Annotated in this window: 26 protein-coding genes and 1 riboswitch; of the genes, 14 read left to right on the plus strand and 12 right to left on the minus strand. The window is 72.8% G+C overall.

Annotation, left to right across the window (positions count from 1 at the left end; all coding sequences use genetic code 11):
- Positions 1 to 45: 45 nt before the first annotated feature.
- From IE142_RS24830 to IE142_RS37680, 3 genes are read right to left on the minus strand one after another with little or no spacing between them, the layout of a single operon-like run.
- The gene (locus IE142_RS24830; RefSeq protein WP_191887810.1) at positions 46 to 1,014 is read right to left on the minus strand and encodes a threo-3-hydroxy-L-aspartate ammonia-lyase; all 969 of its coding nucleotides are present in this window, start codon (positions 1,012 to 1,014) and stop codon (positions 46 to 48) included.
- A gap of 10 nt (positions 1,015 to 1,024) precedes the next feature.
- On the minus strand, positions 1,025 to 1,315 hold the full coding sequence (locus IE142_RS24835; RefSeq protein ID WP_229830854.1) for a DeoR family transcriptional regulator: 291 nt from the start codon (positions 1,313 to 1,315) through the stop codon (positions 1,025 to 1,027).
- Between the two features lie 24 nt (positions 1,316 to 1,339).
- Entirely contained in the window at positions 1,340 to 1,462 is a 123-nt protein-coding gene (locus tag IE142_RS37680; protein ID WP_368857241.1) for a hypothetical protein, read from the minus strand.
- 27 nt (positions 1,463 to 1,489) lie between these two features.
- Between IE142_RS37680 and IE142_RS24845 the strand changes: the two genes are divergently transcribed.
- Positions 1,490 to 1,756, plus strand: a complete 267-nt coding sequence (locus IE142_RS24845) for a hypothetical protein (protein WP_191887869.1) — start codon at positions 1,490 to 1,492, stop codon at positions 1,754 to 1,756.
- Between the two features lie 52 nt (positions 1,757 to 1,808).
- Positions 1,809 to 3,158 carry an APC family permease gene (locus IE142_RS24850; RefSeq protein ID WP_191887811.1) on the plus strand — a complete coding sequence of 450 codons (1,350 nt, stop codon included), beginning with the start codon at positions 1,809 to 1,811 and terminating at the stop codon, positions 3,156 to 3,158.
- Positions 3,159 to 3,267: 109 nt separating this feature from the next.
- Here the strand turns inward: IE142_RS24850 and IE142_RS24855 are convergent, their stop codons facing one another.
- The 5 genes from IE142_RS24855 to IE142_RS24875 form a co-directional block, all read right to left on the minus strand.
- Positions 3,268 to 4,128, minus strand: coding sequence for an ATP-binding cassette domain-containing protein (locus IE142_RS24855; RefSeq protein ID WP_191887812.1), 861 nt, complete (start codon positions 4,126 to 4,128; stop codon positions 3,268 to 3,270).
- A complete protein-coding gene (gene cbiQ / locus IE142_RS24860) occupies positions 4,125 to 4,874 on the minus strand; it encodes a cobalt ECF transporter T component CbiQ (RefSeq protein ID WP_191887813.1) in 750 nt (249 codons plus the stop codon). Before cbiQ ends, IE142_RS24855 begins: the two co-directional genes overlap by 4 nt.
- Positions 4,875 to 5,288 carry an energy-coupling factor ABC transporter substrate-binding protein gene (locus IE142_RS24865; protein WP_191887814.1) on the minus strand — a complete coding sequence of 138 codons (414 nt, stop codon included), beginning with the start codon at positions 5,286 to 5,288 and terminating at the stop codon, positions 4,875 to 4,877. It abuts the gene before it with no gap.
- The gene (locus IE142_RS24870) at positions 5,285 to 5,980 is read right to left on the minus strand and encodes an energy-coupling factor ABC transporter permease (RefSeq protein WP_191887815.1); all 696 of its coding nucleotides are present in this window, start codon (positions 5,978 to 5,980) and stop codon (positions 5,285 to 5,287) included. Before IE142_RS24870 ends, IE142_RS24865 begins: the two co-directional genes overlap by 4 nt.
- 30 nt (positions 5,981 to 6,010) lie before the next feature.
- Positions 6,011 to 6,196: riboswitch (cobalamin riboswitch) on the minus strand.
- Between the two features lie 59 nt (positions 6,197 to 6,255).
- Positions 6,256 to 6,447 (minus strand): hypothetical protein, encoded by a 192-nt coding sequence (locus IE142_RS24875; protein ID WP_191887816.1) that lies wholly within the window; start codon positions 6,445 to 6,447, stop codon positions 6,256 to 6,258.
- A 140-nt stretch (positions 6,448 to 6,587) separates the two neighbouring features.
- Here IE142_RS24875 and IE142_RS24880 point away from each other — a divergent pair, with 140 nt between their 5' ends.
- The 4 genes from IE142_RS24880 to IE142_RS24895 all read left to right on the plus strand — a co-directional run bounded on the left by IE142_RS24880 (position 6,588) and on the right by IE142_RS24895 (position 9,227).
- Positions 6,588 to 6,980 carry a cell division protein SepF gene (locus IE142_RS24880; RefSeq protein WP_191887817.1) on the plus strand — a complete coding sequence of 131 codons (393 nt, stop codon included), beginning with the start codon at positions 6,588 to 6,590 and terminating at the stop codon, positions 6,978 to 6,980.
- A 95-nt stretch (positions 6,981 to 7,075) separates the two neighbouring features.
- Complete coding sequence (locus IE142_RS24885; RefSeq protein WP_191887818.1) at positions 7,076 to 8,230, plus strand: AAA family ATPase; 1,155 nt, start codon at positions 7,076 to 7,078, stop codon at positions 8,228 to 8,230.
- Positions 8,227 to 8,571 carry a nucleotide pyrophosphohydrolase gene (locus tag IE142_RS24890; RefSeq protein ID WP_191887819.1) on the plus strand — a complete coding sequence of 115 codons (345 nt, stop codon included), beginning with the start codon at positions 8,227 to 8,229 and terminating at the stop codon, positions 8,569 to 8,571. The genes IE142_RS24885 and IE142_RS24890 overlap by 4 nt, the downstream gene beginning before the upstream one ends.
- Positions 8,572 to 8,756: 185 nt before the next feature.
- On the plus strand, positions 8,757 to 9,227 hold the full coding sequence (locus IE142_RS24895; protein ID WP_043378771.1) for a DUF6099 family protein: 471 nt from the start codon (positions 8,757 to 8,759) through the stop codon (positions 9,225 to 9,227).
- Here the strand turns inward: IE142_RS24895 and IE142_RS24900 are convergent.
- A complete protein-coding gene (locus IE142_RS24900) occupies positions 9,224 to 9,436 on the minus strand; it encodes a hypothetical protein (protein WP_191887820.1) in 213 nt (70 codons plus the stop codon). The genes IE142_RS24895 and IE142_RS24900 overlap by 4 nt on opposite strands.
- Positions 9,437 to 9,680: 244 nt before the next feature.
- Between IE142_RS24900 and IE142_RS24905 the strand changes: the two genes are divergently transcribed.
- The 6 genes from IE142_RS24905 (at position 9,681) to IE142_RS24930 (ending at position 18,860) form a co-directional block, all read left to right on the plus strand.
- Positions 9,681 to 10,604, plus strand: a complete 924-nt coding sequence (locus tag IE142_RS24905; RefSeq protein WP_191887821.1) for an LLM class F420-dependent oxidoreductase — start codon at positions 9,681 to 9,683, stop codon at positions 10,602 to 10,604.
- A 146-nt stretch (positions 10,605 to 10,750) separates the two neighbouring features.
- Positions 10,751 to 12,253 (plus strand): 3' terminal RNA ribose 2'-O-methyltransferase Hen1, encoded by a 1,503-nt coding sequence (locus IE142_RS24910; RefSeq protein WP_191887822.1) that lies wholly within the window; start codon positions 10,751 to 10,753, stop codon positions 12,251 to 12,253.
- Positions 12,250 to 14,844: a polynucleotide kinase-phosphatase gene (locus tag IE142_RS24915; RefSeq protein WP_191887823.1), complete on the plus strand. Its 2,595-nt coding sequence runs from the start codon at positions 12,250 to 12,252 to the stop codon at positions 14,842 to 14,844. The genes IE142_RS24910 and IE142_RS24915 overlap by 4 nt, the downstream gene beginning before the upstream one ends.
- 168 nt (positions 14,845 to 15,012) lie before the next feature.
- Positions 15,013 to 16,236: an arginine deiminase gene (locus IE142_RS24920; RefSeq protein WP_191887824.1), complete on the plus strand. Its 1,224-nt coding sequence runs from the start codon at positions 15,013 to 15,015 to the stop codon at positions 16,234 to 16,236.
- A gap of 61 nt (positions 16,237 to 16,297) precedes the next feature.
- Complete coding sequence (gene argF / locus IE142_RS24925) at positions 16,298 to 17,305, plus strand: ornithine carbamoyltransferase (RefSeq protein ID WP_191887825.1); 1,008 nt, start codon at positions 16,298 to 16,300, stop codon at positions 17,303 to 17,305.
- A 106-nt stretch (positions 17,306 to 17,411) separates the two neighbouring features.
- Entirely contained in the window at positions 17,412 to 18,860 is a 1,449-nt protein-coding gene (locus tag IE142_RS24930) for an amino acid permease (RefSeq protein WP_191887826.1), read from the plus strand.
- On the opposite strand, the gene IE142_RS24935 is transcribed toward IE142_RS24930, so the two are convergent.
- Positions 18,817 to 19,257: an ATP-binding protein gene (locus IE142_RS24935; RefSeq protein ID WP_191887827.1), complete on the minus strand. Its 441-nt coding sequence runs from the start codon at positions 19,255 to 19,257 to the stop codon at positions 18,817 to 18,819. The genes IE142_RS24930 and IE142_RS24935 overlap by 44 nt on opposite strands.
- 187 nt (positions 19,258 to 19,444) lie before the next feature.
- On the opposite strand from IE142_RS24935, the gene IE142_RS24940 reads away from it, so the two are divergent.
- Positions 19,445 to 20,272: an enoyl-CoA hydratase family protein gene (locus IE142_RS24940; RefSeq protein WP_191887828.1), complete on the plus strand. Its 828-nt coding sequence runs from the start codon at positions 19,445 to 19,447 to the stop codon at positions 20,270 to 20,272.
- 3 nt (positions 20,273 to 20,275) lie between these two features.
- Complete coding sequence (locus IE142_RS24945; protein ID WP_191887829.1) at positions 20,276 to 22,681, plus strand: bifunctional salicylyl-CoA 5-hydroxylase/oxidoreductase; 2,406 nt, start codon at positions 20,276 to 20,278, stop codon at positions 22,679 to 22,681.
- Here IE142_RS24945 and IE142_RS24950 read toward each other — a convergent pair.
- Both IE142_RS24950 and IE142_RS24955 read right to left on the minus strand, forming a co-directional pair.
- A complete protein-coding gene (locus IE142_RS24950) occupies positions 22,669 to 23,562 on the minus strand; it encodes a sulfotransferase family protein (RefSeq protein WP_191887830.1) in 894 nt (297 codons plus the stop codon). The genes IE142_RS24945 and IE142_RS24950 overlap by 13 nt on opposite strands.
- A gap of 83 nt (positions 23,563 to 23,645) precedes the next feature.
- Positions 23,646 to 24,479 (minus strand): PaaX family transcriptional regulator, encoded by an 834-nt coding sequence (locus IE142_RS24955; protein ID WP_191887831.1) that lies wholly within the window; start codon positions 24,477 to 24,479, stop codon positions 23,646 to 23,648.
- Positions 24,480 to 24,487: the final 8 nt, after the last annotated feature.

Below are 24,487 nucleotides of genomic sequence, written 5' to 3' on the forward strand. Positions count from 1 at the left end.
CGGCTGCCCCTCAGCGGCCGACCGGCTCCCCGGACCGCCCGGTGTTCAGCGGCCGATCAACTCCGCGAACCGCCTCGCGTCGACGTTCCCTCCCGAGGCGATGACGCCGACCCGGCGCGGGCGGTGTTCCAGGCGCCCGGCCATGAGCGCGGCCAGGGCGGTGGCGCCGCTCGGTTCGAGGACGATCTTCAGGCGTTCGAAGGCGAAGCGCATGGCCGCGACGATCTCGTCGTCGCCGACGAGGGCGATCGCGTCGACCAGGCGCCGGTTGACGGTGAAGGTGATCTCGCCGGGGGTGGGCAGGGCCTGACCGTCGGCGATGGTGCGGGGGACGGGAATGGTCACGCGTTCGCCCCGGTCCAAGGAGCGTTTGGTGTCGTCGCCCGCCTCCGGCTCCACGCCGACCACCCGGATACCGGAATGGAGGGCCTTGGCGGCGGTGGCGCTGCCGGCGACGAGTCCGCCGCCGCCGACGGGGACCACGAGGGCGTCGAGCGCGCCGGTCTCCTCGAGGAGTTCCAGGGCGGCGGTGCCCTGGCCGGCGATGACGTGCGGATGGTCGTACGGCGGGATGAGGGCGAGGCCCCGTTCATCGGCGAGGGCTTCGCCGAGGGCGGTGCGGTCCTGGGTGTAGCGGTCGTAGGTGACGATCTCCGCGCCGTAGCCGGCGGTGGCCTCCCGCTTGGCGCGCGGGGCGTCCTCGGGCATGAGGACGACCGCCGTCGTGCCCAGCTCCCGGGCGGCCAGCGCGACCGCCTGGGCGTGGTTCCCGGAGGAGTACGCGGCGATACCCCTGGCCAGCTGCCCGGCGGGGAGCCGGGAGGCGGCGTTGTAGGCCCCGCGGATCTTGAAGGCGCCGACGCGCTGGAAGTTCTCGCACTTGACGAACACCTCGGCGCCGACCAGGGCGTCGAGGGTGCGGGAGGTGAGGACCGGGGTGCGGTGTGCGATGCCGGCGAGACGTGCGGCGGCGTCCTGGACGTCGGCGAAGGCGACGGGCAGTGCGGCGGTCATGGTCGGGTCCCTAGGGTCGGTGGGAGCGGCGGACGGGTCGGGGCCGAGGCCCTTCTCGGGAGGAGGCCGGTGCCCTCCCGGTGCGCTGGCGCAGGAACGCTGCCGGATGCGCGTTGAGCGCCATCGCAGCGCCGTAGGCGCGGGCGAGCCGGGCGTCGGCGGTGAGCCGGGCGAAGTCGCGGCGGATGGTGGAGGCGGTCACCCCGAGGTGCCGGGACAGCTCCTCCACGCTGGCCAGGCCGGTCGTGGTGGCGAGTCTGAGGATCTCCTCGCGCCGAGCCTGGGATCCGATGGGCGGCATCAAGTGTCCTTCGCGGTACGTGAGTCAAGTGCCCTTCGCTGAACGGGGTTTCAGCGAGCGGTGGACGGCCTGCCGCAGCGCCTCGATCATGCTACCGGGCTCGGCCTTGCCCGTACCGGCGATGACGAAGGCCGGGCCGTGGTCCACGGATGTGGGGTCACCGGGAGGCCGGCGGTGAGACTGACGCCCGCCTCGATGCCGAGCACCGTGTGGCCCGCCTTCTTCCTCCGGGTCCAGTCGCCCGTGCCGACGGTGCAGATCGGCGGCGGCGTCTTCCTGCTGGTCGTGGTCTCGCCGTCCGGCGCCCGCGGCACACCGGAGTGGCGGCTCGCTTCCACACCGATTTCGTGGCTGACCGACGCGCTCGTCGTCAGCAGCGCCGCGATCCTGTACGTCGGCGTCTACCGAGTACTGGAGACGGTCGGCGTGGTGACGGAGTGACGCTCCGGGGCCCTAAGGCTTGCTTCCCGCCGTACGGGAAACCTGAGGCGCCATGGCGAGACTCGAAACCCGACCCCCGGCGGACACCCCCGGCAGTCCCGCGCTCAAACGCGCGCTGACCACTCCGCTGCTGTACTTCTTCATCCTCGGCGACGTCCTCGGCGCCGGCGTCTACGTCCTGGTCGGACAGGTGGCCGCCGACGCCGGGGGAGCGGTGTGGGTGCCGCTGGCCGTCGCGCTGCTGCTGGCGATGCTGACCGCCGCCTCCTACGCCGAGCTGGCGACGAAGTACCCCCGCGCGGGCGGCGCCTCCCACTACGCCACCCGCGCCTTCGGGCCGTTCGCCGGGTTCGTCGCAGGCTTCTGCATGCTGGCCGCCGGCATCGTCTCCGTGGCCGCGCTGGCCCGCGGCTTCGGCGGCGACTACCTGTCGGAGTTCGTGACCCTGCCCGTGGGCCTCGTCGCCGTGCTGTTCCTCGCCGTGCTGGCGCTGGTCAACGCCCGGGGCATCAAGGAGTCCACCCGGGCCAACGTCGCCGCCACCGTCGTCGAGGTCGGCGGCCTCCTGGTCATCGTCGCCCTCGGTGGCTGGCTGCTGCTGCGGGGTGACGGCGACGTGGGGCGGCTGGGACAGCTGGGCACACCGGAGAAGGGGGCCGCGGCGGCCGTACTGAGCGGTTCCGTGCTGGCGTACTACTCCTTCGTCGGCTTCGAGACCTCGGTGAACGTCGCCGAGGAGACGCGCGACCCCCGCCGCTCCTACCCGCGTGCCCTGTTCGGCGCCCTCGCCACCGCCGGCGCCGTGTACGTGCTGGTGGGCGTCGCCGCGTCGGTCGCCGTCCCGACGGCCCGGCTGGCGGGGTCGAGCGGACCGCTGCTGGAGGTCGTCGAGGAGGCCGGCGGTGTGTCGACCCGCTTGTTCAGCGCCATCGCCCTCGTCGCGGTGGCGAACGGGGCGCTGCTCACCGGCATCATGTCCTCCCGCCTGGCCTACGGCATGGCCAAGGACGGGTTGCTGCCCGCCGCGCTGACCAAGGTGCTGCCGGGCCGCCGCACGCCGTGGGCCGCGATCGCGGTCACGACCCTGCTGTCGATGCTCCTCGCCCTCACCGGCAGCGTCGCCACCCTGGCGTCCACCCTGGTCCTCCTGCTGCTCGTGGTCTTCCTCATGGTCAACACGGCCGTACTCGTCCTGCGCCGCGACGACCGCGGCGAGGCGGACCACTTCCGGGCGCCGACCGTGCTCCCCGTGCTGGGCGCGGCCTCCTGCGTCGCGCTCGCCACGCAGATCGAGGCGGAGGTGTGGCTGCGCGGACTGCTGGTGGTGGCCGTCGGAACGGTGCTGGCCGCACTCGCCGCCGTACGGCGGGGCGGACGGGCGCGCGGGGGCGGGCGCGAGTAGCCGGGCGGCGGCGAGAGGCTGGACGTCGTTGCGCCGTGCCGTGCCGTTCAGCCGGCCTGGACGACGCAGCCCAGCGCGAGCGGCGCGAGGATTGCCTCGAAGCCGCCCGTCACTCGGCCGCCGCGGTCAGCGCGGCCAGCTCCTCGGCGGTGCGCGGGCCCGCCGCCGAGTCCGCCAGCAGCCCCCGCGCGCGCAGCACCCGGGCCGCCGCCACGCCCCACGGCAGGCGCAGCCCGGCCCGCCGCAGCGACTCGGTGCGGGCAAGCGTCGAGGCCGTCGGGCCGGTGTGCACGCCGGTCGGGGTGAGCAGCGCGGCGTCGTCGGACCAGCGCAGGGCGAGGTCGACGTCGTGGGTGGCCATCACCACCGTGGTGCCGCCCGCGCGCAGCCCGTCCAGGGTGGCGAGCAGCCGCTCCTGCCCGTCCGGGTCGAGCCCGGCGGTCGGCTCGTCCAGGATCAGCACCCGGGGCCGCATCGCCACCGCACCGGCGATCGCGGCCCGCTTGCGCTGCCCGTAGGACAGCAGGTGGGTGGGCCGGTCGGCCAGCGCGGTGATGTCCAGCGCGGCGAGCGCGTCGTCCACCCGGGAGCGGACCTCCGCGTCGGACAGGCCCAGGTTCAGCGGCCCGAAGGACACGTCCTGCGCCACGGACGCCGCGAAGAGCTGGTCGTCCGGATCCTGCACCACCAGCTGCACGGTGGTCCGCAGCCGGGTCAGGCCCCTGCGGTCGTACGTCACCGGCTCACCGTCGACCGTCAACCGCCCGGCGCGCGGCCGGAGTCCGCCGCTGAGCAGCCGCATCAGCGTGGTCTTGCCGCTGCCGTTGCGCCCCAGCAGCGCCAGGGCGCGCCCCTCGCGCACCGCGAAGTCCAGGCCGGTGAGCACGTCCGGCCCCTCCTCGTACGCGAAGGACGCGCCCCGCAGGGCGACCGGGGCAGGGGGGTGCGGTGACTGCGCCGGTTCGCTCATGACAGCGGTCCTTCCAGTACGAGGGTGAGGGCGGCCAGCGCCGCCAGCAGCGCGACGCTCGCCGCCGTGAACGGCACCGACACGCGCGTCTCGGGCACCAGCACGCGCAGGGTCCCGTCGTAGCCGCGCCCGGCGAGCCCGGACTGGAGCCGCGCCGCCCGGTCGAAGGCCCGCACGAACGCCGTGGCCCCCAGCCCGCCGAGCGACCGCCAGGCGGCGGCCCGGGTGGTGTGCCCCAGCCGCGCCGCCTGCGCCTGACGCACCCGGCGCACGGAGTCCAGCAACAGGAAACTCATCCGGTACGTCACCAGGGCCACGTCCACCACCGGCGCGGGCACCCCGGCCCGCACCAACCGGGGCAGCAGGTCGGACACGGGCGTGGTGAACGCGAACAGCAGCATTCCGAGCGAGGCCGCCGAGGTGCGCAGCAGCAGCTCACCCGCGCGCTCCGGTCCGCCGTCCGCCGCCGCGAGGAACCCGCCCGGACCCCCGACCCGCACGAGCAGCGGCAGCGCCCCCGTCACACAGAAGCCCAGCGGCACCCGGTATGCCCGCCACAGCCGCCGCCACGGCACACCCGCCGGGCCGAGCAGCACGGTGAGCGCCGCCACCAGCACCAGCGCCGCGCCCGGCCAGGGCGGCAGCGAGATCGCCAACACGGTCAGACCCAGCCCCAGCACGGCCTTGTCCACGGGATGCCGGCGGCGCCAGCGACTGCTGTGCGCCGCGGCGTCGATCGGCAGCACTCAGTTCCCTCCGGTGGAGTTCACCCCGCGGGAGCTCCCTCCGGAGGAGTCTCCCCCAGGGAAGTCCTCCTCGGGGGCATCCGCCGCGGGGAAGTGCCTCGGCGTCGCCGACGCCCGCTCCTCGCCCTGCCGGCGCCCCCGGCGCAGCCCGAAGTAGTAGGCCAGCACGCCCGCGCCGATCGCGGCCTGCAGGGCGAACAGTGCCGACTCGATCTCCCCGGACGGAGGTTCGTACAGCGGGGAGAACCACGGCTCGTAGTCCGGTTCGATCTCGGTGATCGCCGTCTCCGCCTCCGCATCGGCACCGGCGAACGGCTCCTCCTTGTGGTCGCCGAGCCCCAGCACCAGCGGCAGCACCGCGAGCGCCGCCACGGCGAGCAGCAGCAGGGCGTTGATCCTCGCGTTGCGGCTCATCGGGCCACCGCCTGCTTCTCGGTCCGCGTCTTGGTCAGCAGCACGCCCAGCCGGGTCAGTTCGCCCTTGCTGGACTGCACCAGCAACCGCATCACGATCACCGTGAGCAGGCCCTCGCTCACCGCCAGCGGGATCTGCGTCACGGCGAAGACGGCCCCGAACTTGCCGAGCGCGCCCGGGAACCCGCTGATCGGGTCGGGGAAGGCGAGCGCCAGCTGCACGCTGGTGATGCAGTACGTCGACAGGTCGGCGACGAACGCGCCGGCGAACACGGTGACCATCAGCGGCACGTCGTACCGGCGCAGCAGCCGGTAGACGCCGTATCCGGCCCAGGGGCCGGCGATCGCCATCGAGAAGACGTTGGCGCCGAGCGTGGTCAGCCCGCCGTGCGCGAGCAGCAGCGCCTGGAAGAGCAGGGTGATGGTGCCCAGCACCGCCATGACCGGCGGGCGGAACAGGATCGCGCCCAGACCGGTGCCGGTCGGGTGCGAACAACTCCCGGTGACAGAGGGCAGTTTCAGGGCCGACAGGACGAACGTGAAGGCTCCGGAGGCGCCGAGGAGCAAGGTGCTCTCCGGGTGCTCCCTGACCTCGCGGGTGAGTGACCGTGCTCCGTGGACGACGAACGGCGCGGACGCGACACCCCAGGCGATCGCGTGCGCCGGTGGCAGAAAGCCCTCGGCTATGTGCATGACTCGGCAGACCCTCTCCAGCACCTCGTGGATGGACGACGCGCCTTGGCCGGTCTCCTGGCTTACGGGTACCACCGCCCGTGCTCCGCCTTCCCGGGTCACGCATGACCCAGTGGCTGCCCGCGAGGGCCGGAGCCGGACTTCCCGATTCACAGTGGCGAGGGCCGCACCGGCATCACACCGGATTTCCCGTTCACCAAGGCGTGATGACGGTAGTGCTCCCGCAAGGGTGGTGACAAGCGGGCCTCCCGCCCCGACGGGCGCGTGTGCCGCTCTCAGCCGGGCTTGTCCCCCTGGCGCTCCATCCGGGCGTACTCCTCGTCGCTCGTCTCGCCGCAGCCCAAGCGCGTGCCGTCGTGGAGCAGCACCTCCGGGCTGGCGATGCTGTCGACGGCCTTGCCGTGCGCCTCCATGGGAGACTCCTTCGGCTGTCGGCGCGGCAACGGCGGCGCGCGTGGTGCGGCCATCGCTGAGTACCCCGGCCCCTGCGGCGGCAACCGCCGGACACGGAGCGTCGCGAACCGTGTCGGTGTTGGGCCGAACGGGTGACTTGGCGTAAGAATTGGCTGGTGCACGCAATGAAGGCGAGTGGATTTCGGGGGAACCGGTGAACAGCCACGACGTCACCGATGAACAGTGGGAAGGGCTCGCCCAGGTCGTTCCGTTGCGCGGGCGCGACGCCTGGCCGTCCTCGGTCGGGCACCGGGCGCTGCCGGAGGCGGTGACGGAGACCCGCCGCCGGTTCGTCGTGCTTCGGGTCAACGTGTTCGCGGACGCCCGCGAGGTCGCCGAGACACTGATGGCGGGCATTCCGGTCCTTCTGGACCTGACCAGCGCGGAGACGGAGGTCGCCAAGCGGGTCCTGGACTTCAGCACCGGCGTCGTCTTCGGCCTGGCCAGCGGGATGCATCGGGTGGACCGCAACGTCTTCCTGCTCACCCCGGCCGGGACCGAGGTGAACGGGCTGATGGAGGGGGCCGCGGACGTCCCCGGAGTGTGACGCGCCCGCCCGGTCCTGACGACCGCGTCCCCCGATCGTAGGAACGCCTTCCGGGCAAAACGGTTCGGCGTACGGCGCGGTCATACGGTCCGACCATGGCAGCGCCACCTGCGTCGACGGCCTCCGTCACCCCGCTCCCGAACCGGCCCCGCGTCACCGAACTGCGGCTGTCCGCCTTCGCCGGGCACCGGCGCGCCGTGCTGCCGTTCGGGCCGCTCACCGTGCTCGCCGGCCCCAGCGGCTGCGGCAAGACCACCGCCCTCAGGGCGTACGACGCGCTGGCCCGGCTCGGTGGCGGCGCCGAGCTCGCGGTGGCGTTCCCCGAGCCGGTGGCCTGCGTGCCCGAGCGGGCCCGGCCCGACGCCCAGCGCCGCCGCGGCTTCCGCATCGGCTGCACGGCCGACGGAGCGGCGGGCCCGGTCCACCTGGACGTCGCCGTGCAGGCGGAGCCCGAGCTGCGCATCGTGGGGGAACGGCTGACGGCCGACGGGGTCGTCCTGCTGGAGACGGCCCTGCGTGACCCCGGTCGCCGCGCCGTGCAGGCGGCCTGGCACACGGCCGGGCCGTCGCCCGTGACCCGGGCCCCGCTGCCGGACGACCGGCTCGGCACCCCGCTGCTGCCGCTCAGGGTGGCGGGAAAGACGGACGGGCAGCGCAAAGTGCTGGCCGCGGCGGAGCAGATGGTGGTCGCCCTGCGGTCCGTCTTCGCCTGCGATCCGCGACCCGGCCGGATGCGGAAACCCGTGCCCACCGGCTCCGGGCGACTGCTCAGCGGCTGCGACAACCTCGCCGACGTGCTGTGGCGCACCCGCACCGAGTGCGGACGGCGGCACGCGCAGTTCGTCGCCGCGGTACGCGACGGCTGTGCGGGGCCCGTCGCGGACGTCCTGGCCGAGCCGTCCGTCGGCGGCGTCGTCCGCGCCCTGCTGGACCGGGGCGACGGAACCCGCACCGGACTGGCCCGGCTCGGCTACGGCGAGCTGCGCTACCTCGCCCTCGCGCTGGTCCTGTTCACCGGGCCCGGGGTGCTGGAGGTCGACCCGGCCGGCGAGGTGCCCGCCGCGCTCCAGACGCTCACCGTCCTCGCCGACGGCTTCGACCGCGGCATGGACGTGCGGCAGCGGGCGGAACTGCTGCGGCTCGCCGCCCGGATGTGCGACCGCGGGCACATCCGCCTCGTCGCGGCCGTCGCCGACGCCTCGTGGGCGGCCGGGGCGGACGGCGTCACGGTGGTACACCTGGAGCCGTGACCGAGCAACCCCTGGACCTCGCGGTACTGCAGCGCAGGCTGGCCGAGTTCGCGGCCGCGCGGCAGTGGCAGCCGTACCACACCCCGAAGAACCTGGTCGCCGCGCTCAGCGTGGAGGCCTCCGAACTCGTCGAGATCTTCCAATGGCTGACGCCGGAGGAGTCGGCCCGCGTCATGACCGACCCGGACACCGCGCACCGGGTCCGGGACGAGGTCGCCGACGTGCTGGCGTACCTGCTCCAGTTCTGCGAGGTGCTGGGCGTCGACCCGCTGGCCGCTCTGGAGGCCAAGATCGAGCGGAACGAGCTCAGGTTTCCGGTGCGTGGGGAACCGGAAGGCTGAGCGAGGAGGAGGGGCCACCTCCGTTATCACTCTACGCAGTCGTTAACGGGCTGGAAATCAATTTGTTGTCCGAAGATTTCCGCCTTCCTCTGGCTTTTCGTCCCACACGCCTTCACTCTGGGTAGTGAACAACGGAGTTCGGGCGGACGCGCCGTGTGCGCGTCGGACACAGACGGGGGCAGCGCATGGACGCTGTGCGGCTCATCGTGACGAGTGGGCGTGCCCTGGCAGCCGGCGGCGAGGTGCCGGACATCCTGACGGAGGTATGGCAGGTGCAGGCCCTGGCGCAGGCGATCGGCAGTCGGCTGGCGGTCTACGGACCACCCGAACTGCGCGGCGAGGCGATCGGATTGACGGAGCTGGCGGGCCGCGGCTGCGGAGTGCTGCGCACCCCCGAGCTGGCGCCGGACGAGTTGCGCGCCGCCCAGCTGACCGAACTGGGCGACGCCCGCCAGGCGCTGATGCGGCTCGGCACCCTGCTCGGCGAGACCGGCATCGCCCTGGTCGGTGCGGCCTGCGCGGCGGACGACGAGGCCACGTACTGGCAGTGCATGGAGGCCATCGACGCGGCGGACGAGTCCCGGGACCGGGTCCTGGAGATGCTGCGCAAACTGGCCGACCGGGACGCGGACTTACCGGAGCGGGAGGCGGGCTAGACACGACACCCGCCACTCGCACCCGCGTACAGCCCCAGTCGTCGCGCCGCTCCTCGTCGGCCGGCCCCTCCGGGCCCCGCCGACTGGAGGCCGGCGTCCAGGGCCGACAGGTCCGCGTTCAGCGCCGCCATCAGCTCCTGCATCTGCCGGAGCAGCCCGTGCGGCCGGGTATCCGCCCCGTCCTGCCGGGGCACGCTCTCTTCGGACATGGCGGCCTCCTCGGCCCCGGCCCCCACGGGGAGGCCGACACGGTTGACGCACCGGCGCACACGCCCGGCGCGGATGCCGGACGATCCGGCTCCGCCCCGGCAAACGATCACCGTCCGGCCCGGTCACTGGCCCGGCCGCGCACCGGCCCGCGGTTGACGCGAATTCACCCTAGGAGGTCCGAGAACACCCCGGGGCGGCCGGAGCCGGTGCGGCGGACCCGCACCGAGCAGGCAGGATGGAGACATGGATCTCCGCATCTTCACCGAGCCCCAGCAGGGGGCCACCTACGACACCTTGCTCACCGTCGCCAAGGCCACCGAGGACCTCGGATTCGACGCCTTCTTCCGCAGCGACCACTACCTCCGCATGGGCTCCGTCGACGGCCTCCCCGGCCCCACCGACGCCTGGATCACCCTGGCCGGCCTCGCCCGCGAGACCGAGCGCATCCGGCTCGGCACCCTCATGACCGCCGGCACCTTCCGGCTGCCCGGCGTCCTCGCCATCCAGGTCGCCCAGGTCGACCAGATGTCCGGCGGCCGCGTCGAACTCGGCCTCGGCGCCGGCTGGTTCGAGGAGGAGCACAAGGCGTACGGCATCCCCTTCCCGAGGGAGAAGTTCGCCCGCCTGGAAGAGCAGCTCGAGATCGTCACCGGCCTGTGGGCCACCGAGATCGGCAAGACCTTCGACTTCCACGGCAGGTTCTACGACCTCACCGAGTCGCCTGCGCTGCCCAAGCCCGCGCAGGCGAAGGTCCCGGTGCTCATCGGCGGCCACGGCGCCACCCGCACCCCGCGCCTCGCCGCACGGTACGCCGACGAGTTCAACATCCCCTTCGCCTCCATCGAGGACACCGAGCGCCAGTTCGGCCGGGTGCGGGCCGCCGCCGAAGAGGCCGGCCGCCCGGCGGACGCCCTCACCTACTCCAACGCCCTCGTCGCCTGCGTCGGCAAGGACGACGCCGAGGTCGCCCGCCGCGCCGCCGTCATCGGCCGCGAGGTCGACGAGCTCAAGGCCAACGGCCTGGCGGGCTCCCCGGCCGAGGTCGTCGACAAGATCGGCCGGTACGCCGCGGTCGGCGCCCAGCGGATCTACCTGCAGATCCTGGACCTCGACGACCTGGACCACCTTGAGCTGATCTCCTCCCAGGTCCAGTCCCAACTGGTCTGAGACCGCCGCGCGGATAACCGAAGGCGCCGGTCACCCGCCCTGTGCGATGGTGTGACCGTCCTGCCGGAGCCCCCGGGGAACACCGACCCGGGGGCTCCCGCGCGTACGGCACCCGTCACATCCACCCGGCCGGAGAGGCCCTCCCCATGTTCCTGACCCTCACCACCACCGGTACCCCCGACCGCCCAGCGACCGACCTCGGTGTCCTGCTGCACAAGCATCCCGACAAGGCGCAGGCGTTCACCACCTCCTTCGGCACGGCCCACGTGCTCTACCCGGAGGCGGAGGAGCAGCGCTGCACGGCGGCGCTGCTGCTGGAGGTCGACGCGGTGGCCCTGGTCAGGCGCGGCAAGGGCAAGGGCCGCGGCGGCGCCCCCGACGCGGCACTCGCGCAGTACGTCAACGACCGCCCCTACGCGGCCTCCTCACTCCTCGCAGTGGCGCTGAGCAACGTCTTCTCCAGCGCCATGCGCGGCGTCTGCAAGGCCCGCCCCGAGCGCGCCGCCGAGCCGCTGCCGCTGCGCGTCCGGATTCCGGCGCTGCCCGCTCGCGGCGGCCCCGACCTCGTACGGCGCCTGTTCGAACCGCTCGGCTGGGCGGTCACCGCGGAGACCGTCCCGCTCGACACCCAGTTCCCCGAGTGGGGCGACTCCCGCTACGTCCGCCTCGAACTGGAGTCCGCGAGCCGCACCCTCGCCGAGGCCCTGCGTCACCTGTACGTCCTGCTCCCGGTGCTCGACGACGCCAAGCACTACTGGGTCGCCCCGGACGAGGTCGACAAGCTGCTGCGGGCCGGCGAGGGCTGGCTGCCCGGCCACCCGGAGCAGAGGCTGATCACGAGCCGCTATCTGTCCCGCCGCTGGTCCCTGACCCGTGAGGCGATGGAACGGCTGGAGTTGATCCGGCTCGCCGAGACCGACGACAGCGACGTCGAGGAGATCGACAACGCCGTCGAGGCGGAGGCCGAGCAGGAGGAGAAGCCGACCCCGCTCGCCGTACTGCGCCGCGAGGCCATCCTCACCGCGCTCCGCGACGGCGCCGCCGCCCGTGTCCTCGACCTCGGCTGCGGCGAGGGCCACCTGGTGCGCGAACTGCTCAAGGAGCCGCGGTTCACCGAAATAGTCGGCGTGGACGTCTCCGTGCGCGCCCTCACCATCGCGTCCCGGCGTCTCGGCCTGGACCGCATGGGCGAGCGGCAGGCAGCGCGCGTCAACCTCTTCCAGGGCTCGCTCGCCTACACCGACAAGCGCCTGGGGGGCTACGACGCCGCCGTGCTCAGCGAAGTGATCGAACACCTCGACCTGCCGAGGCTGCCCGCCCTGGAGTACTCCGTGTTCGGTTCGGCCCGCCCCCGCACCGTCGTCGTCACCACACCGAACGTCGAGTACAACGTGCGCTGGGACACCCTGCCGGCCGGCCACGTCCGCCACCGCGACCACCGCTTCGAGTGGACCCGCGAGGAGTTCCGCACCTGGGCCGACGCGGTCGCCGAACGCCACCGGTACACCGTCGAGTTCCGCCCCGTCGGCCCCGACGACCCCGAGGTGGGCCCGCCCACCCAGATGGCCGTGTTCACCCTGACCACGCCCACCACCTCGACCCCGACCCCGACCGCGTCCACGGCCGAGAAGGAGGCGAAGGCCGCATGACCACCACCGACACCACCGGCACCACCGCGCGGGGCCGCGCCCTGCCGGTCACCGACCTCTCCCTCGTCGTGCTGATCGGTGCTTCCGGCTCCGGCAAGTCCACTTTCGCCCGGCGCCACTTCAAGCGCACCGAAGTCATCTCCTCCGACTTCTGCCGGGGCCTGGTGGCCGACGACGAGAACGACCAGAACGCCAGCCGGGACGCCTTCGACGTCCTGCACTACATCGCCGGCAAGCGCCTCGCCGCCGGCCGCCGCACCGTCGTCGACGCGACCAACGTGCAGCAGGAGGCCCGCCGTCAGCTGATCGACCTGGCCAGGAAGCACGACGTGCTGCCCATCGCCGTCGTCCTCGACGTCCCCGAGCAGGTGTGCGCCGAGCGCAACGCCGCCCGCACCGACCGCGCCGACATGCCCCGCCGGGTCATCCAGCGGCACACCCGCGAACTGCGGCGCTCACTGCGCCACCTGGAACGCGAGGGCTTCCGCAAGGTGCACGTGCTGCGCGGGGTGGCCGAGGTCGAGCACGCCACCGTCGTCACCGAGAAGCGCTTCAACGACCTCACCCACCTCACCGGCCCCTTCGACATCATCGGCGACATACACGGCTGCGCCTCCGAGCTGGAGACCCTGCTCGGCAGGCTCGGCTACGCGGACGGCGTCCACCCCGACGGCCGCACCGCCGTCTTCGTCGGCGACCTGGTCGACCGCGGCCCGGACAGCCCCGGCGTCCTGCGCCGCGTGATGTCCATGGTGAAGTCGGGCAACGCCCTGTGCGTCCCCGGCAACCACGAGAACAAGTACGGGCGCCACCTCAAGGGCCGCAAGGTCCAGCGCACCCACGGACTCGCCGAGACGATCGAGCAGATGGACGGCGAGAGCGAGGAGTTCCGCGCCGAGGTGCGGGAGTTCATCGACGGCCTGGTCAGCCACTACGTCCTCGACGGGGGCAAGCTGGTGGTCTGCCACGCGGGCCTGCCCGAGAAGTACCACGGCCGCACCTCCGGCCGGGTCCGCTCCCACGCCCTGTACGGCGACACCACCGGCGAGACCGACGAGTTCGGACTGCCGGTGCGCTACCCGTGGGCCGAGGACTACCGGGGTCGCGCGGCCGTCGTCTACGGCCACACCCCGGTCCCCGAGGCCACCTGGCTCAACAACACCATCTGCCTGGACACCGGCGCCGTCTTCGGCGGCAAGCTCACCGCGCTGCGCTGGCCGGAGCGCGAACTGGTCGACGTAGCGGCCGAGCGGGTCTGGTACGAGCCGGCCAAGCCACTGCGCACCGAGGCGCCCGGCGGGCACGACGGCCGACCGCTCGACCTGGCCGACGTGCACGGCCGCCGAGTGGTCGAGACCCGGCACGCCGGCCGGATCACCGTGCGCGAGGAGAACGGGGCGGCGGCCCTCGAGGTCATGAGCCGCTTCGCGACCGACCCCCGGCTGCTGCCGTACCTCCCGCCGACCATGGCACCGACCGCCACCTCGGGGGTCGACGGCTACCTGGAGCACCCGAAGGAGGCGTTCGCGCAGTACGCGGCGGACGGGGTGGCGCGGGTCGTGTGCGAGGAGAAGCACATGGGCTCGCGGGCCGTGGCCCTGGTGTGCCGCGACGCGGAGACGGCGCGTACCCGCTTCGGCGTCGGGGGCGCCTCCCGCTCGAGCGCAGCCGGGAGTGGGGGAGGCCCGACCGGTTCCCTCTACACCCGCACCGGCCGCCCCTTCATCGACGACGCGTCCGTCACCGAAGCGATCCTCGACCGTCTGCGCACCGCCGTCGGCGAGGCCGGCCTGTGGGACGAACTGGCCACCGACTGGCTGCTGCTGGACACCGAGCTGATGCCCTGGTCCCTGAAGGCCTCCGGGCTGCTCCGCTCCCAGTACGCCGCCGTGGGCGCGGCCTCCGGCGCGGTGTTCCCGGACGCGCTGGCCGCACTGGAGGGCGCCGCCGCGCGCGGCGTCGAGGTCGCCGACCTCCTCGTCCGCCAGCGTGCCCGCTCCGCCGACGCCGCCGCGTTCACCGACGCGTACCGGCGCTACTGCTGGCCCACCGACGGCCTGGACGGTGTCCACATGGCGCCGTTCCAGATACTCGCCGTCCAGGGCCGCAGTCTGGCCGCCCTGCCGCACGACGAGCAGCTCGCCCTCATCGACCGGCTCGTCGAGCACGACGGCAGCGGCCTGCTGCGGACCACCCGGCGGCTGTACGTCGACACCGGCGACCCCGAGTCGGTTTCGGCGGGCGTCGACTGGTGGCTGGAGATGACCGGCCGCGGCGGCGAGGGCATGGTCGTCAAGCCGGTCGGCGCGCTGGTGCGCGACGCCGAGGGCCGCCTGGTGCAGCCGGGCATCAAGTGCCGGGGCCGGGAGTACCTGCGGATCATCTACGGCCCGGAGTACACGCGCCCCGACAACCTCGCCCGGCTGCGGCAGCGGTCCCTGGGGCACAAGCGCTCCCTCGCCCTCCGCGAGTACGCACTGGGCCTGGAGGCCCTGGACCGCCTCGCGGGCGGCGAGCCCCTGTGGCGGGTGCACGAGGCGGTCTTCGGCGTCCTGGCTCTGGAGTCGGAGCCGGTGGACCCGCGACTGTGAACCCGGGGGTCCGGCGGATGGCGGAGCCCCGCCGGACCCCCACCCGCCCGGAACCGATCCACCCGCGGCCGGGCGCTCGACGCCCGGGTCGGCCCGGCGGGAGGCCGGGAGCACACGGGTCTGCGCGAGCAAGGGGTGAACAGGCGCCCGAATGGTCAGGATGGAGTCATGGGATTCCAAGTCGACTCCGAAGCCGGGCGGCTCACCCGCGTCATCCTGCACCGGCCGGATCTCGAGCTCAAAAGGCTCACCCCCAGCAACAAGGACGCCCTCCTCTTCGACGACGTGCTCTGGGTGCGCCGGGCGCGCGCCGAGCACGACGGGTTCGCCGACGTGCTGCGCGACCGCGGGGTGGCGGTGCACCTCTTCGGCGACCTGCTCACCGAGACCCTGGACGTCCCGGCCGCCCGCCGGCTCGTCCTGGACCGGGTCTTCGACGAGAAGGAGTACGGGGTACTGGCCACGGACCACCTCCGGGCCTCCTTCGAGACGCTGCCCGCCCGCGATCTCGCCGAGGCCCTGGTCGGCGGCATGACCAAGCGGGAGTACCTGGAAGCGCACCCGGAGCCGACCTCCGTGCGCTTCCACGCAATGGAGCTGGACGACTTCCTGCTCGGCCCGCTGCCGAACCACCTCTTCACCCGGGACACCTCGGCCTGGATCTACGACGGAGTCTCCATCAACGCCATGCGCTGGCCCGCCCGGCAGCGGGAGACCGTCCACTTCGAGGCGATCTACCGGCACCATCCGCTCTTCCGGGACGAGAGCTTCCACGTCTGGTCCGAGGGGCAGGCCGACTACCCCTCCACGATCGAGGGCGGGGACGTCCTCGTCATCGGAAACGGCGCCGTCCTCATCGGTATGAGCGAGCGGACCACGCCGCAGGCCGTGGAGATGCTCGCGCACAAGCTGTTCGCGGCGGGGTCCGCACGCACCATCGTGGCCCTCGACATGCCGAAGAGACGGGCCTTCATGCACCTGGACACCGTGATGACGATGGTCGACGGGGACACCTTCACCCAGTACGCCGGGCTCGGCATGCTCCGCTCCTACACCATCGAGCCGGGCGTGGGGGAGAAGGAGCTGAAGGTCACCGACCATCCGCCGGAGCACATGCACCGCGCGATCGCCGCGGGGCTCGGCCTCAACGAGATCCGGGTGCTGACCGCGACCCAGGACGTCCACGCCGCCGAGCGCGAGCAGTGGGACGACGGCTGCAACGTGCTGGCCGTCGAGCCGGGCGTCGTCGTCGCCTACGAGCGGAACTCCACCACCAACACCCACCTGCGCAGACAGGGCATCGAGGTGATCGAGATCCCGGGCAGCGAGCTGGGCCGGGGCAGGGGCGGCCCGCGCTGCATGAGCTGCCCGGTGGACCGTCAGTCCGTATAAGAATTCAATCTCTCGTATACTGTTCCATTGAGTCCCGTCCCACGTACCTCTGGAGCACCCCATGGCGACAGTCCCGATCGCCCTCGCCGGACGCCACTTCCTCAAGGAACTCGACTTCACCGCGGAGGAGTTCCGCGGCCTGGTCGGGCTGGCCGCGGAGCTGAAGGCCGACAAGAGGGCCGGGGCCGAGACGCGGTACCTCCAGGGCAAGAACATCGCGCTGATCTTCGAGAAGACCTCGACGCGCACCCGGTGCGCGTTCGAGGTCGCTGCCGCCGACCAGGGCGCCTCGACGACGTACCTCGACCCCGCCGGTTCGCAGATCGGCCACAAGGAGTCCGTGAAGGACACCGCGCGGGTGCTGGGGCGCATGTTCGACGGGATCGAGTACCGGGGTGACAGCCAGCAGAAGGTCGAGGAGCTCGCCGCCTTCGCCGGCGTCCCCGTCTACAACGGCCTGACCGACGACTGGCACCCCACCCAGATGCTCGCCGACGTGCTCACCATGACCGAGCACAGCGACAAGCCCCTGCACGAGATCGCCTTCGCCTACCTCGGCGACGCCCGCTTCAACATGGGCAACTCCTACCTGGTCACCGGCGCCCTGCTCGGCATGGACGTGCGCATCGTCGCCCCGAAGGCCTACTGGCCCGCCCAGGAGGTCGTCGACCGGGCGAAGGCGCTCGCCGAGACCAGCGGGGCGCGCGTCACCCTCACCGAGACCGTGGACGAGGGGGTGCGCGGCGCCGACTTCGTCGTCACCGACGTCTGGGTCTCCATGGGCGAGCCCAAGGAGGTATGGGCCGAGCGGATCAAGGCCCTGGCCCCGTACGCGGTGACCATGGACGTCCTGCGCGCCACCGGCAACCCGGACGTGAAGTTCCTGCACTGCCTGCCCGCCTTCCACGACCTGGGCACCAAGGTCGGCCAGGAGATCTTCGAGACTCACGGGCTCGACTCCCTGGAGGTCACGGACGAGGTCTTCGAGTCCGCGCACTCGGTCGTCTTCGACGAGGCGGAGAACCGGCTGCACACCATCAAGGCCGTCCTCGTCGCCACGCTGGCCTGACCAGGGCCGTTATCCTGACCGACGGCCCCGGAGCCACCCCTTCCGGTGCCGTCGGCCGCGACCACCGTCGCGCCCCCCGCACCACCAGAAACGAGCACCACCCGCAATGCCCGCTTCCCGCGTCAAGTCCCCCCACCTCCTGGTCGCCGAATCCGGCGCCGACCGCGAAGGCCACGGCCTGAAGCGCACGATGGGGCTGTTCCAGCTCGTCTGCTTCGGCGTCGGCGCGATCGTCGGCACCGGCATCTTCGTCGGGCTCTCCGACTCGGTCGCCGAGGCCGGCCCCGCCGTCGTGGTCTCCTTCGTCCTGGCGGCGATCACCTGCGTCTTCACCGCGTTCGCCTTCGCCGAGCTGGGCGGCGCGATCCCGGTCTCCGGCTCCTCGTACTCCTTCGCCTACGCCGGCCTCGGGGAGCGGACCGCCTTCCTGGTCGGCTGGTGCCTGCTGCTGGAGTACGGCGTCTCCGTCTCCGCGGTCGCCGTCGGCTGGAGCCAGTACGTCAACGAACTGCTCGACAGCGTCCTCGGCGTCCAGCTCCCGCACGCGCTCTCCGCCGGCCCCGGCGACGGGGGCGCGGTCAACCTCCCCGCGGTCATCGTCATCGCTCTGGCCTGCGTGCTCCTGGTGCGCGGCGTACGGGAGAGCGCCCGCGCCACGGCCGCGATGGCCGTTCTCAAGCTCGCCGTCCTGATCGCCTTCTGCGCCATCGGCTTCTACGCCTTCGAGGACGGCAACCTCAGCCCGTTCTCCCCGGCCGGCCTCGGCGGCATCGGCGCCGGCACCACGGCCGCCTTCTTCTCGTACATCGGCTTCGACGCGATCACCACGGCCGGCGAGGAGGCCAAGAACCCGCGCCGGGACATCCCCATCGCGATCCTGGTCTGCATCGGCCTGGTCACCCTGCTGTACTGCGCGGTCGCCGTCGCCGCGATCGGCGCGGTCGGCGGGGACGCGGTCGGTGACCGGCCCGCCGCGCTGTCCTACGTCGTCAACCAGGTCACCGGCTCCACGGTCGGCGGCGGCGTGGTCGCCTTCGGCGCGGTCGTCGCCATCGCCTCCGTGGTGCTCGCCGTGATGTACGGCCAGACCCGCATCCTGATGTCCATGTCCCGGGACGGCCTGATCCCTCGCGTCTTCGAGAAGGTCTCGCCGCGCACCGCGACCCCCGTCGCCGGCACCCTGATCGTCGGCGTGGTCTTCGCCCTCCCCGCGGCCTTCGCCCCGCTGGACGCGGTGGTGAACCTGTGCACCATCGGCACCCTCGCGACCATGGCCGCCGTCAACGTCGCGGTGATCGCGCTGCGCCGCCGCGAGCCCGGCCTCGCCCGCACCTTCCGTGTGCCGCTGTACCCGGTGACGCCGCTGCTCGGCGTCGGCTTCTGCCTCTACCTGGTGTACGAGACGGGCGGGGCGACCTGGCTCCAGTTCGCGGTGTTCCTCGCCTTGGGCCTGCTGGTGTACAGCGCCTACGGCCGCCGGCACTCCCGCCTGGCCCGGACGGGCGCGGACGTCACTCCGCGGGACCCCGCTGAGCGGGTACCGCAGGAAGCCTGAACCAGACCGCCTTGCCCGCCCCGGTGGGCCGGTGACCGCAGGACGAGCTCAGGGCGCGGATCAGCAGCAGACCGCGCCCGTGCTCCTGCCAGGGGTCCGGCGGCTCCTTGCCGGGGCGGGTCAGGTCGCCGGGCGGTGCCGGATCCGGGTCGTGCACCTCCACCTGGCAGCTGGTCGGCATCAGCTCCACGACCAGCTCGATCGGCGAGCCGCCCGCGGTGTGCTCGACGGCGTTGGCCACCAGCTCCGCCGTGAGCAGCTCGGCGGTGTCTCCGTCGGCCGTGTGCTCCAGCTCGGCCAGCGCCGTACGCACCAGGGCACGGGCCACCGGCACGGCCGCTGCGGAGTGCGGAAGTGCGATGCGCCAGGAGGCCGGGGCTGAAGGGTGATCGTGCACGGTCGGTCCGTTTCGTGGAGCAGACAGTTCTGTCCTGCTTTCAACCTTATGAATGGTACGGCGCCACCCGGCAGAGCCGTTCGACGGGCACCGCCGGGACCTCCGGCCCGGCGCCGCAGTCCCCGCACTCAGAGGTCTATCGCGTACCAGTGACGACAGTCACAGAACGGTGATAACTTCGAGTGTCATGAGTCCTTTCACCGGCTCCGCCGCCCCCACCCCCGACTGGCGGCACCTTCGCGTCGATCTCACCGACGGCGTCGCCACCGTCACCCTCGCCCGCCCCGACAAGCTCAACGCGCTCACCTTCGAGGCCTACGCCGACCTGCGGGACCTGCTCGCCGAGCTGTCCCGGGAGCGGTCCGTACGGGCCCTGGTACTGGCCGGGGAGGGGCGCGGCTTCTGCTCGGGCGGCGACGTCGACGAGATCATCGGCGCGACCCTGTCGATGGACACCGCCCAGCTCCTCGACTTCAACCGCATGACGGGCCAGGTGGTGCGGGCCGTGCGGGAGTGCCCGTTCCCGGTGATCGCCGCGCTGCACGGCGTCGCCGCCGGGGCGGGAGCGGTCCTCGCGCTGGCCGCCGACTTCCGCGTCGCCGACCCGTCCGCCCGCTTCGCCTTCCTCTTCACCCGCGTCGGCCTCTCCGGCGGCGACATGGGCGCGGCGTACCTGCTGCCGAGGGTGGTCGGCCTGGGGCACGCGACCCGGCTGCTGATGCTCGGCGACCCGGTGCGGGCGCCGGAGGCCGAGCGAATCGGCCTGATCAGCGAGCTGACCGACGAGGGCCGCGCCGACGAGGCCGCCGCCGCGCTCGCCCGCCGCCTCGCCGACGGCCCGGCCCTCGCGCACGCTCAGACCAAGGCCCTCCTCACCGCCGAACTGGACATGCCTCTGGCGGCGGCGGTGGAACTGGACGCCTCCACCCAGGCCCTTCTGATGAACGGCGAGGACTACGCGGAGTTCCACGCGTCCTTCGCGGAGAAACGCCCCCCGAAGTGGCGAGGGAGGTAGGGGATGTCTTCACCCCAGGGAAGCGTGCCGATCCCAGGGGCGCGGGACGGCGTCGACACGCGGCTCCGCCGCGGGGGGCGAGCAACCACGACGACGCCGCACTCGCCCGCGACGACAAGCCGCCCCCACCGCGTCGCGATCATCGGCGGCGGCCCCGGCGGCCTCTACACCGCCGCCCTCCTCAAACGCCTCGCCCCCGACCGCAAGGTCACCGTCTGGGAACGCAACGCCCCCGACGACACCTTCGGCTTCGGGGTCGTCCTCTCCGACGAGACCCTCGGCGGCATCGGACACGCCGACCCGGCCGTCCACGCGGCCCTCAAGGCCGACTTCGTGCGCTGGGACGACATCGACATCGTCCACCGAGGAACCCGCCAGACCTCCACAGGGCACGGTTTCGCCGCCCTCGGCCGCCGCCGCCTCCTGGAGATCCTGCATGACCGCTGCCGCTCCCTCGGCGTCGACCTGCGCTTTCGCGCCGAGGCCCCGCACCCCGACCGGCTCGCGCGCGAGTACGACCTGGTCGTCGCCGCCGACGGCGTGCACAGCACCACCCGTGAGACCTACCGCGACGCGTTCCGCCCCCGCCTCACCACCCACCGCTGCCGCTACATCTGGCTGGCCGCCGACTTCGCCTTCGAAGCCTTCCGCTTCGACACCGCCGAGACCGAGCACGGCGTGATGCAACTGCACGGCTACCCCTACGCGCCCGACGCCTCGACCGTCATCGTCGAGATGCGCGAGGAGGTCTGGGAGGGGGCCGGCTTCGACGAGCTGGACGAGTCGGAGTCCACCGCACGCTGCGCCAAGATCTTCGCCGACGCCCTCGGCGGCCGGCCGCTGAAGTCCAACAAGTCGGCGTGGACCACCTTCCGCACGGTCGTCAACGAACGCTGGTGGCACGGCAACGTGGTCCTCCTCGGCGATGCCGCCCACACCGCCCACTTCTCCATCGGCTCCGGCACCAAGCTCGCCGTGGAGGACGCCCTCGCGCTCGCCGCCTGCCTGGAGGAACAGCCCACCCTCGAAAATGCGCTCACCGCCTACGAGGAGGAGCGTCGCCCCGTCGTCGCCTCCACACAGCGGGCGGCCAAGGCCAGCCTGGAATGGTTCGAGGACCTGTCCAGGTACGTCGACCAGCCGCCCCGCCGGTTCGCGTTCAACCTGCTCACCCGCAGCCGCCGCGTCACCCACGACAACCTGCGGCTGCGCGACCCCCGCTTCACCGAGTCCGTCGAGCGCGAGTTCGGCTGCCCGCCCGGCACCCCGCCGATGTTCACCCCGTTCCGGCTGCGCGGCCTGACCCTGCGCAACCGCGTCGTCGTCTCCCCGATGGACATGTACTCGGCCACCGACGGCGTCCCCGGTGACTTCCACCTCGTCCACCTCGGGGCGAGGGCGCTGGGCGGCGCCGGACTGGTGATGACCGAGATGGTGTGCGTCAGCGAGCGGGGCCGCATCACCCCCGGCTGCGCGGGCCTGTACACCGCACGGCAGGCCGAGGCGTGGCGGCGGATCACGGACTTCGTGCACGCGCGGGCGCCCGGCACCGCGATCGGCGTGCAGCTCGGGCACAGCGGCCGCAAGGGCTCGACCCGGCTGATGTGGGAGGGCATGGACGAACCGCTCCCCGAGGGCAACTGGCCCCTGGTCGCACCCTCGCCGCTGCCGTACAAACCGGGTGGCCAGGTCCCGCGCGAGCTGTCCCGGGCGGAGCTGACGGACGTCAGGGAGCAGTTCACGGCCGCCGCCGCCCGCGCCGCTCGGGCCGGTTTCGACCTGCTGGAACTGCACTGCGCCCACGGCTACCTGCTCTCCGGCTTCCTCTCCCCGCTCACCAACCGCCGCACCGACGCCTACGGCGGCTCACCGGAGAACCGGCTCCGCTTCCCGCTGGAGGTCTTCGACGCCGTGCGCGGCGTGTGGCCCGAGGACCGGCCCATGACCGTACGCGTGTCCGCCACGGACTGGGCCGAGGGCGGCACGACCCCCGAGGAGGCCGTGGCAGTCGCCCGTGCCTTCGCGGCGCACGGCGCCGACGCCGTCGACGTGTCCACCGGGCAGGTCGTGTCCGACGAACGGCCCGAGTTCGGGCGCTCCTACCAGGCCCCGTACGCGGACCGCATCCGGCACGAGGCCGGCGTACCGGTGATCGCCGTCGGCGCGATCTCCTCCTGGGACGACGTGAACTCGCTGATCCTGGCCGGCCGCACCGACCTGTGCGCCCTCGCCCGCCCCCACCTCTACGACCCGCACTGGACCCTGCACGCCGCGGCCGAGCAGGACTACGAAGGGCCGGGCGTCGTCTGGCCCGCCCCGTACCGGGCGGGCAGCCGCCGCCCGGTCACCGGCCGCACCGACGCCCTCAGGCCCGGACTCACGCTGCACGGCGGGCGTCAGGACGTGTAACCCCAGGCCGCGCTCACCGGACGCAGCGGTTCGGCGATCTCCTCCTCGGCGGGCAGGGCGCGGCCCGGCTGGACCGTGCCGGTGCGGATGTTGTCCCGCCAGTCACCGAGGCCCCGGACCAGCTCGCCGTCGCTCTTCCTGCCGTAGTCGAGCATGGCCGGGTCGTAGTCGACACCGAGGAACGCGCACAGTCGGCGCATCTCCCGCTCGGGGTCGGCGGTGATGTCCTCGTAGCGCACCGTGAAGCCGTCGGCGTCGGCCGCGCGGGCCTCCTCGACGGCGCGCACGTAGGGCAGCACGTCGCCCACGGCCTTGTCGTACGGCCGCTTGACGGGGTCGCTCTCGTGCCAGGAGCGGGCGATCGACTCGGGGTGGCGCAGCAGGAAGACGAAGCGCGCGTCGGGCCAGCAGTCCTTCAGTCGCTGGAACATGTAGACGTTGGCCGGGGTCTTCTCCACGACGAAGTCCTTGCCGGACCGGGTCAGCTCCCGGTGCATCACGCGGTCCCACAACAGGTGCTCCAGGTCACCGCGGTCCAGGCCGAGGGTGCCCATCGCGCGCTGGGAGAACCAGTTGGTGCAGACGACCTCCATCCGGCCGAGGTGCAGCTCGTGCGGCGCGTGCAGCCGCGGGTGGGCGCCCAGCATCATGCGCAGCAGGGTGGAGCCGGAGCGGATGGAGGAGATGATGAAGACGGGCTGCCGCAGCAGCCGCTCGGTCGCCAGCTCCTCGGCCGACGGACATCGGTAGGCGGGCACGGGCCGCTCGGCCGCTTCCGGCGCGGCGGACGCCTTCTTCCCCCTCGCTCTCTGGGGAGCTCTCCGTATCTGGAGGCCGGTGGTGACGGTGAGGGCCCGGTTCAAGTTACGTGCGAGGCTCATGTGTCCGCACGGTAGGTGACGAATCTGAGAAGAGGGTCTGAGAAGGCTGAGGGTTCCTTGAGCGGCGACAAATGTGACAGGAGTCACCGTGAGGTGTCGAGTGCCGCGTAGACCGCCCCCGCGTCGCGCAGCCGTTCGTGCAAGGCGTGGAAGACGGCCGCCGAGCGCGTGCCGGGCCACCCATCGGGCAGCAGCCGGGAGGGCAGACCCGGGTCGGCGTAGGGCAGGTGGCGCCAGGAGTCCAGGGCGAGGAGGTAGTCGCGGTAGGCCGCCTCCGGCGGGGTGTCCGGCCGTCGCTCCCAGTCGCGCAGCACGCGCGCGTGGCGGTCGAGGAACGCCTCGTGCTCCTTGGCGACCGCGGCCAGGTCCCACCAGCGGGCCACCGCCTCGGCGGTCGGCGTGAAGCCCAGGTGCTCACCGCGGAAGAAGTCCACGTAGGAGTCCAGTCCCAGGCGGCCCAGCGCGTACCGGGTCTCCTCGTACAGGCGGGCCGGGGCGATCCACACGCCGGGGGCCGCCGTGCCGAAGCCGAGTCCGGCGAGGCGGGAGCGCAGCACGTGCCGCTTCTGCCGTTCCGACTCCGGCACCGAGAACACCGCGAGCACCCAGCCCTCGTCCTCGTAGGGCGCCGTGGCGTAGATGCGCCGGTCCCCGTCGTCCAGCAACTGACGGGCTTCAACGGAGAGTTCGTAGCCGGCCGCGCCCTCGGCGGTGCGCGCGGGCAGCAGCAGCCCGCGCCGCTTCAGCCGGGACACCGAGGAACGCACGGAGGGGGCGTCCACCCCGACCGCGGCCAGCAGCCGGATCAGCTCGGCGACGGGTACCGGGCCCGGCGCGAAGCGGCCGTACGCGCCGTAGAGCGTGACGATCAGGGACCTCGGGGCGTGCTGCACGTGCTGGTCGGACACATTGATCATCTTATGTC

Source organism: Streptomyces mutabilis (assembly GCF_014649815.1).
Classification (GTDB): domain Bacteria; phylum Actinomycetota; class Actinomycetes; order Streptomycetales; family Streptomycetaceae; genus Streptomyces; species Streptomyces mutabilis.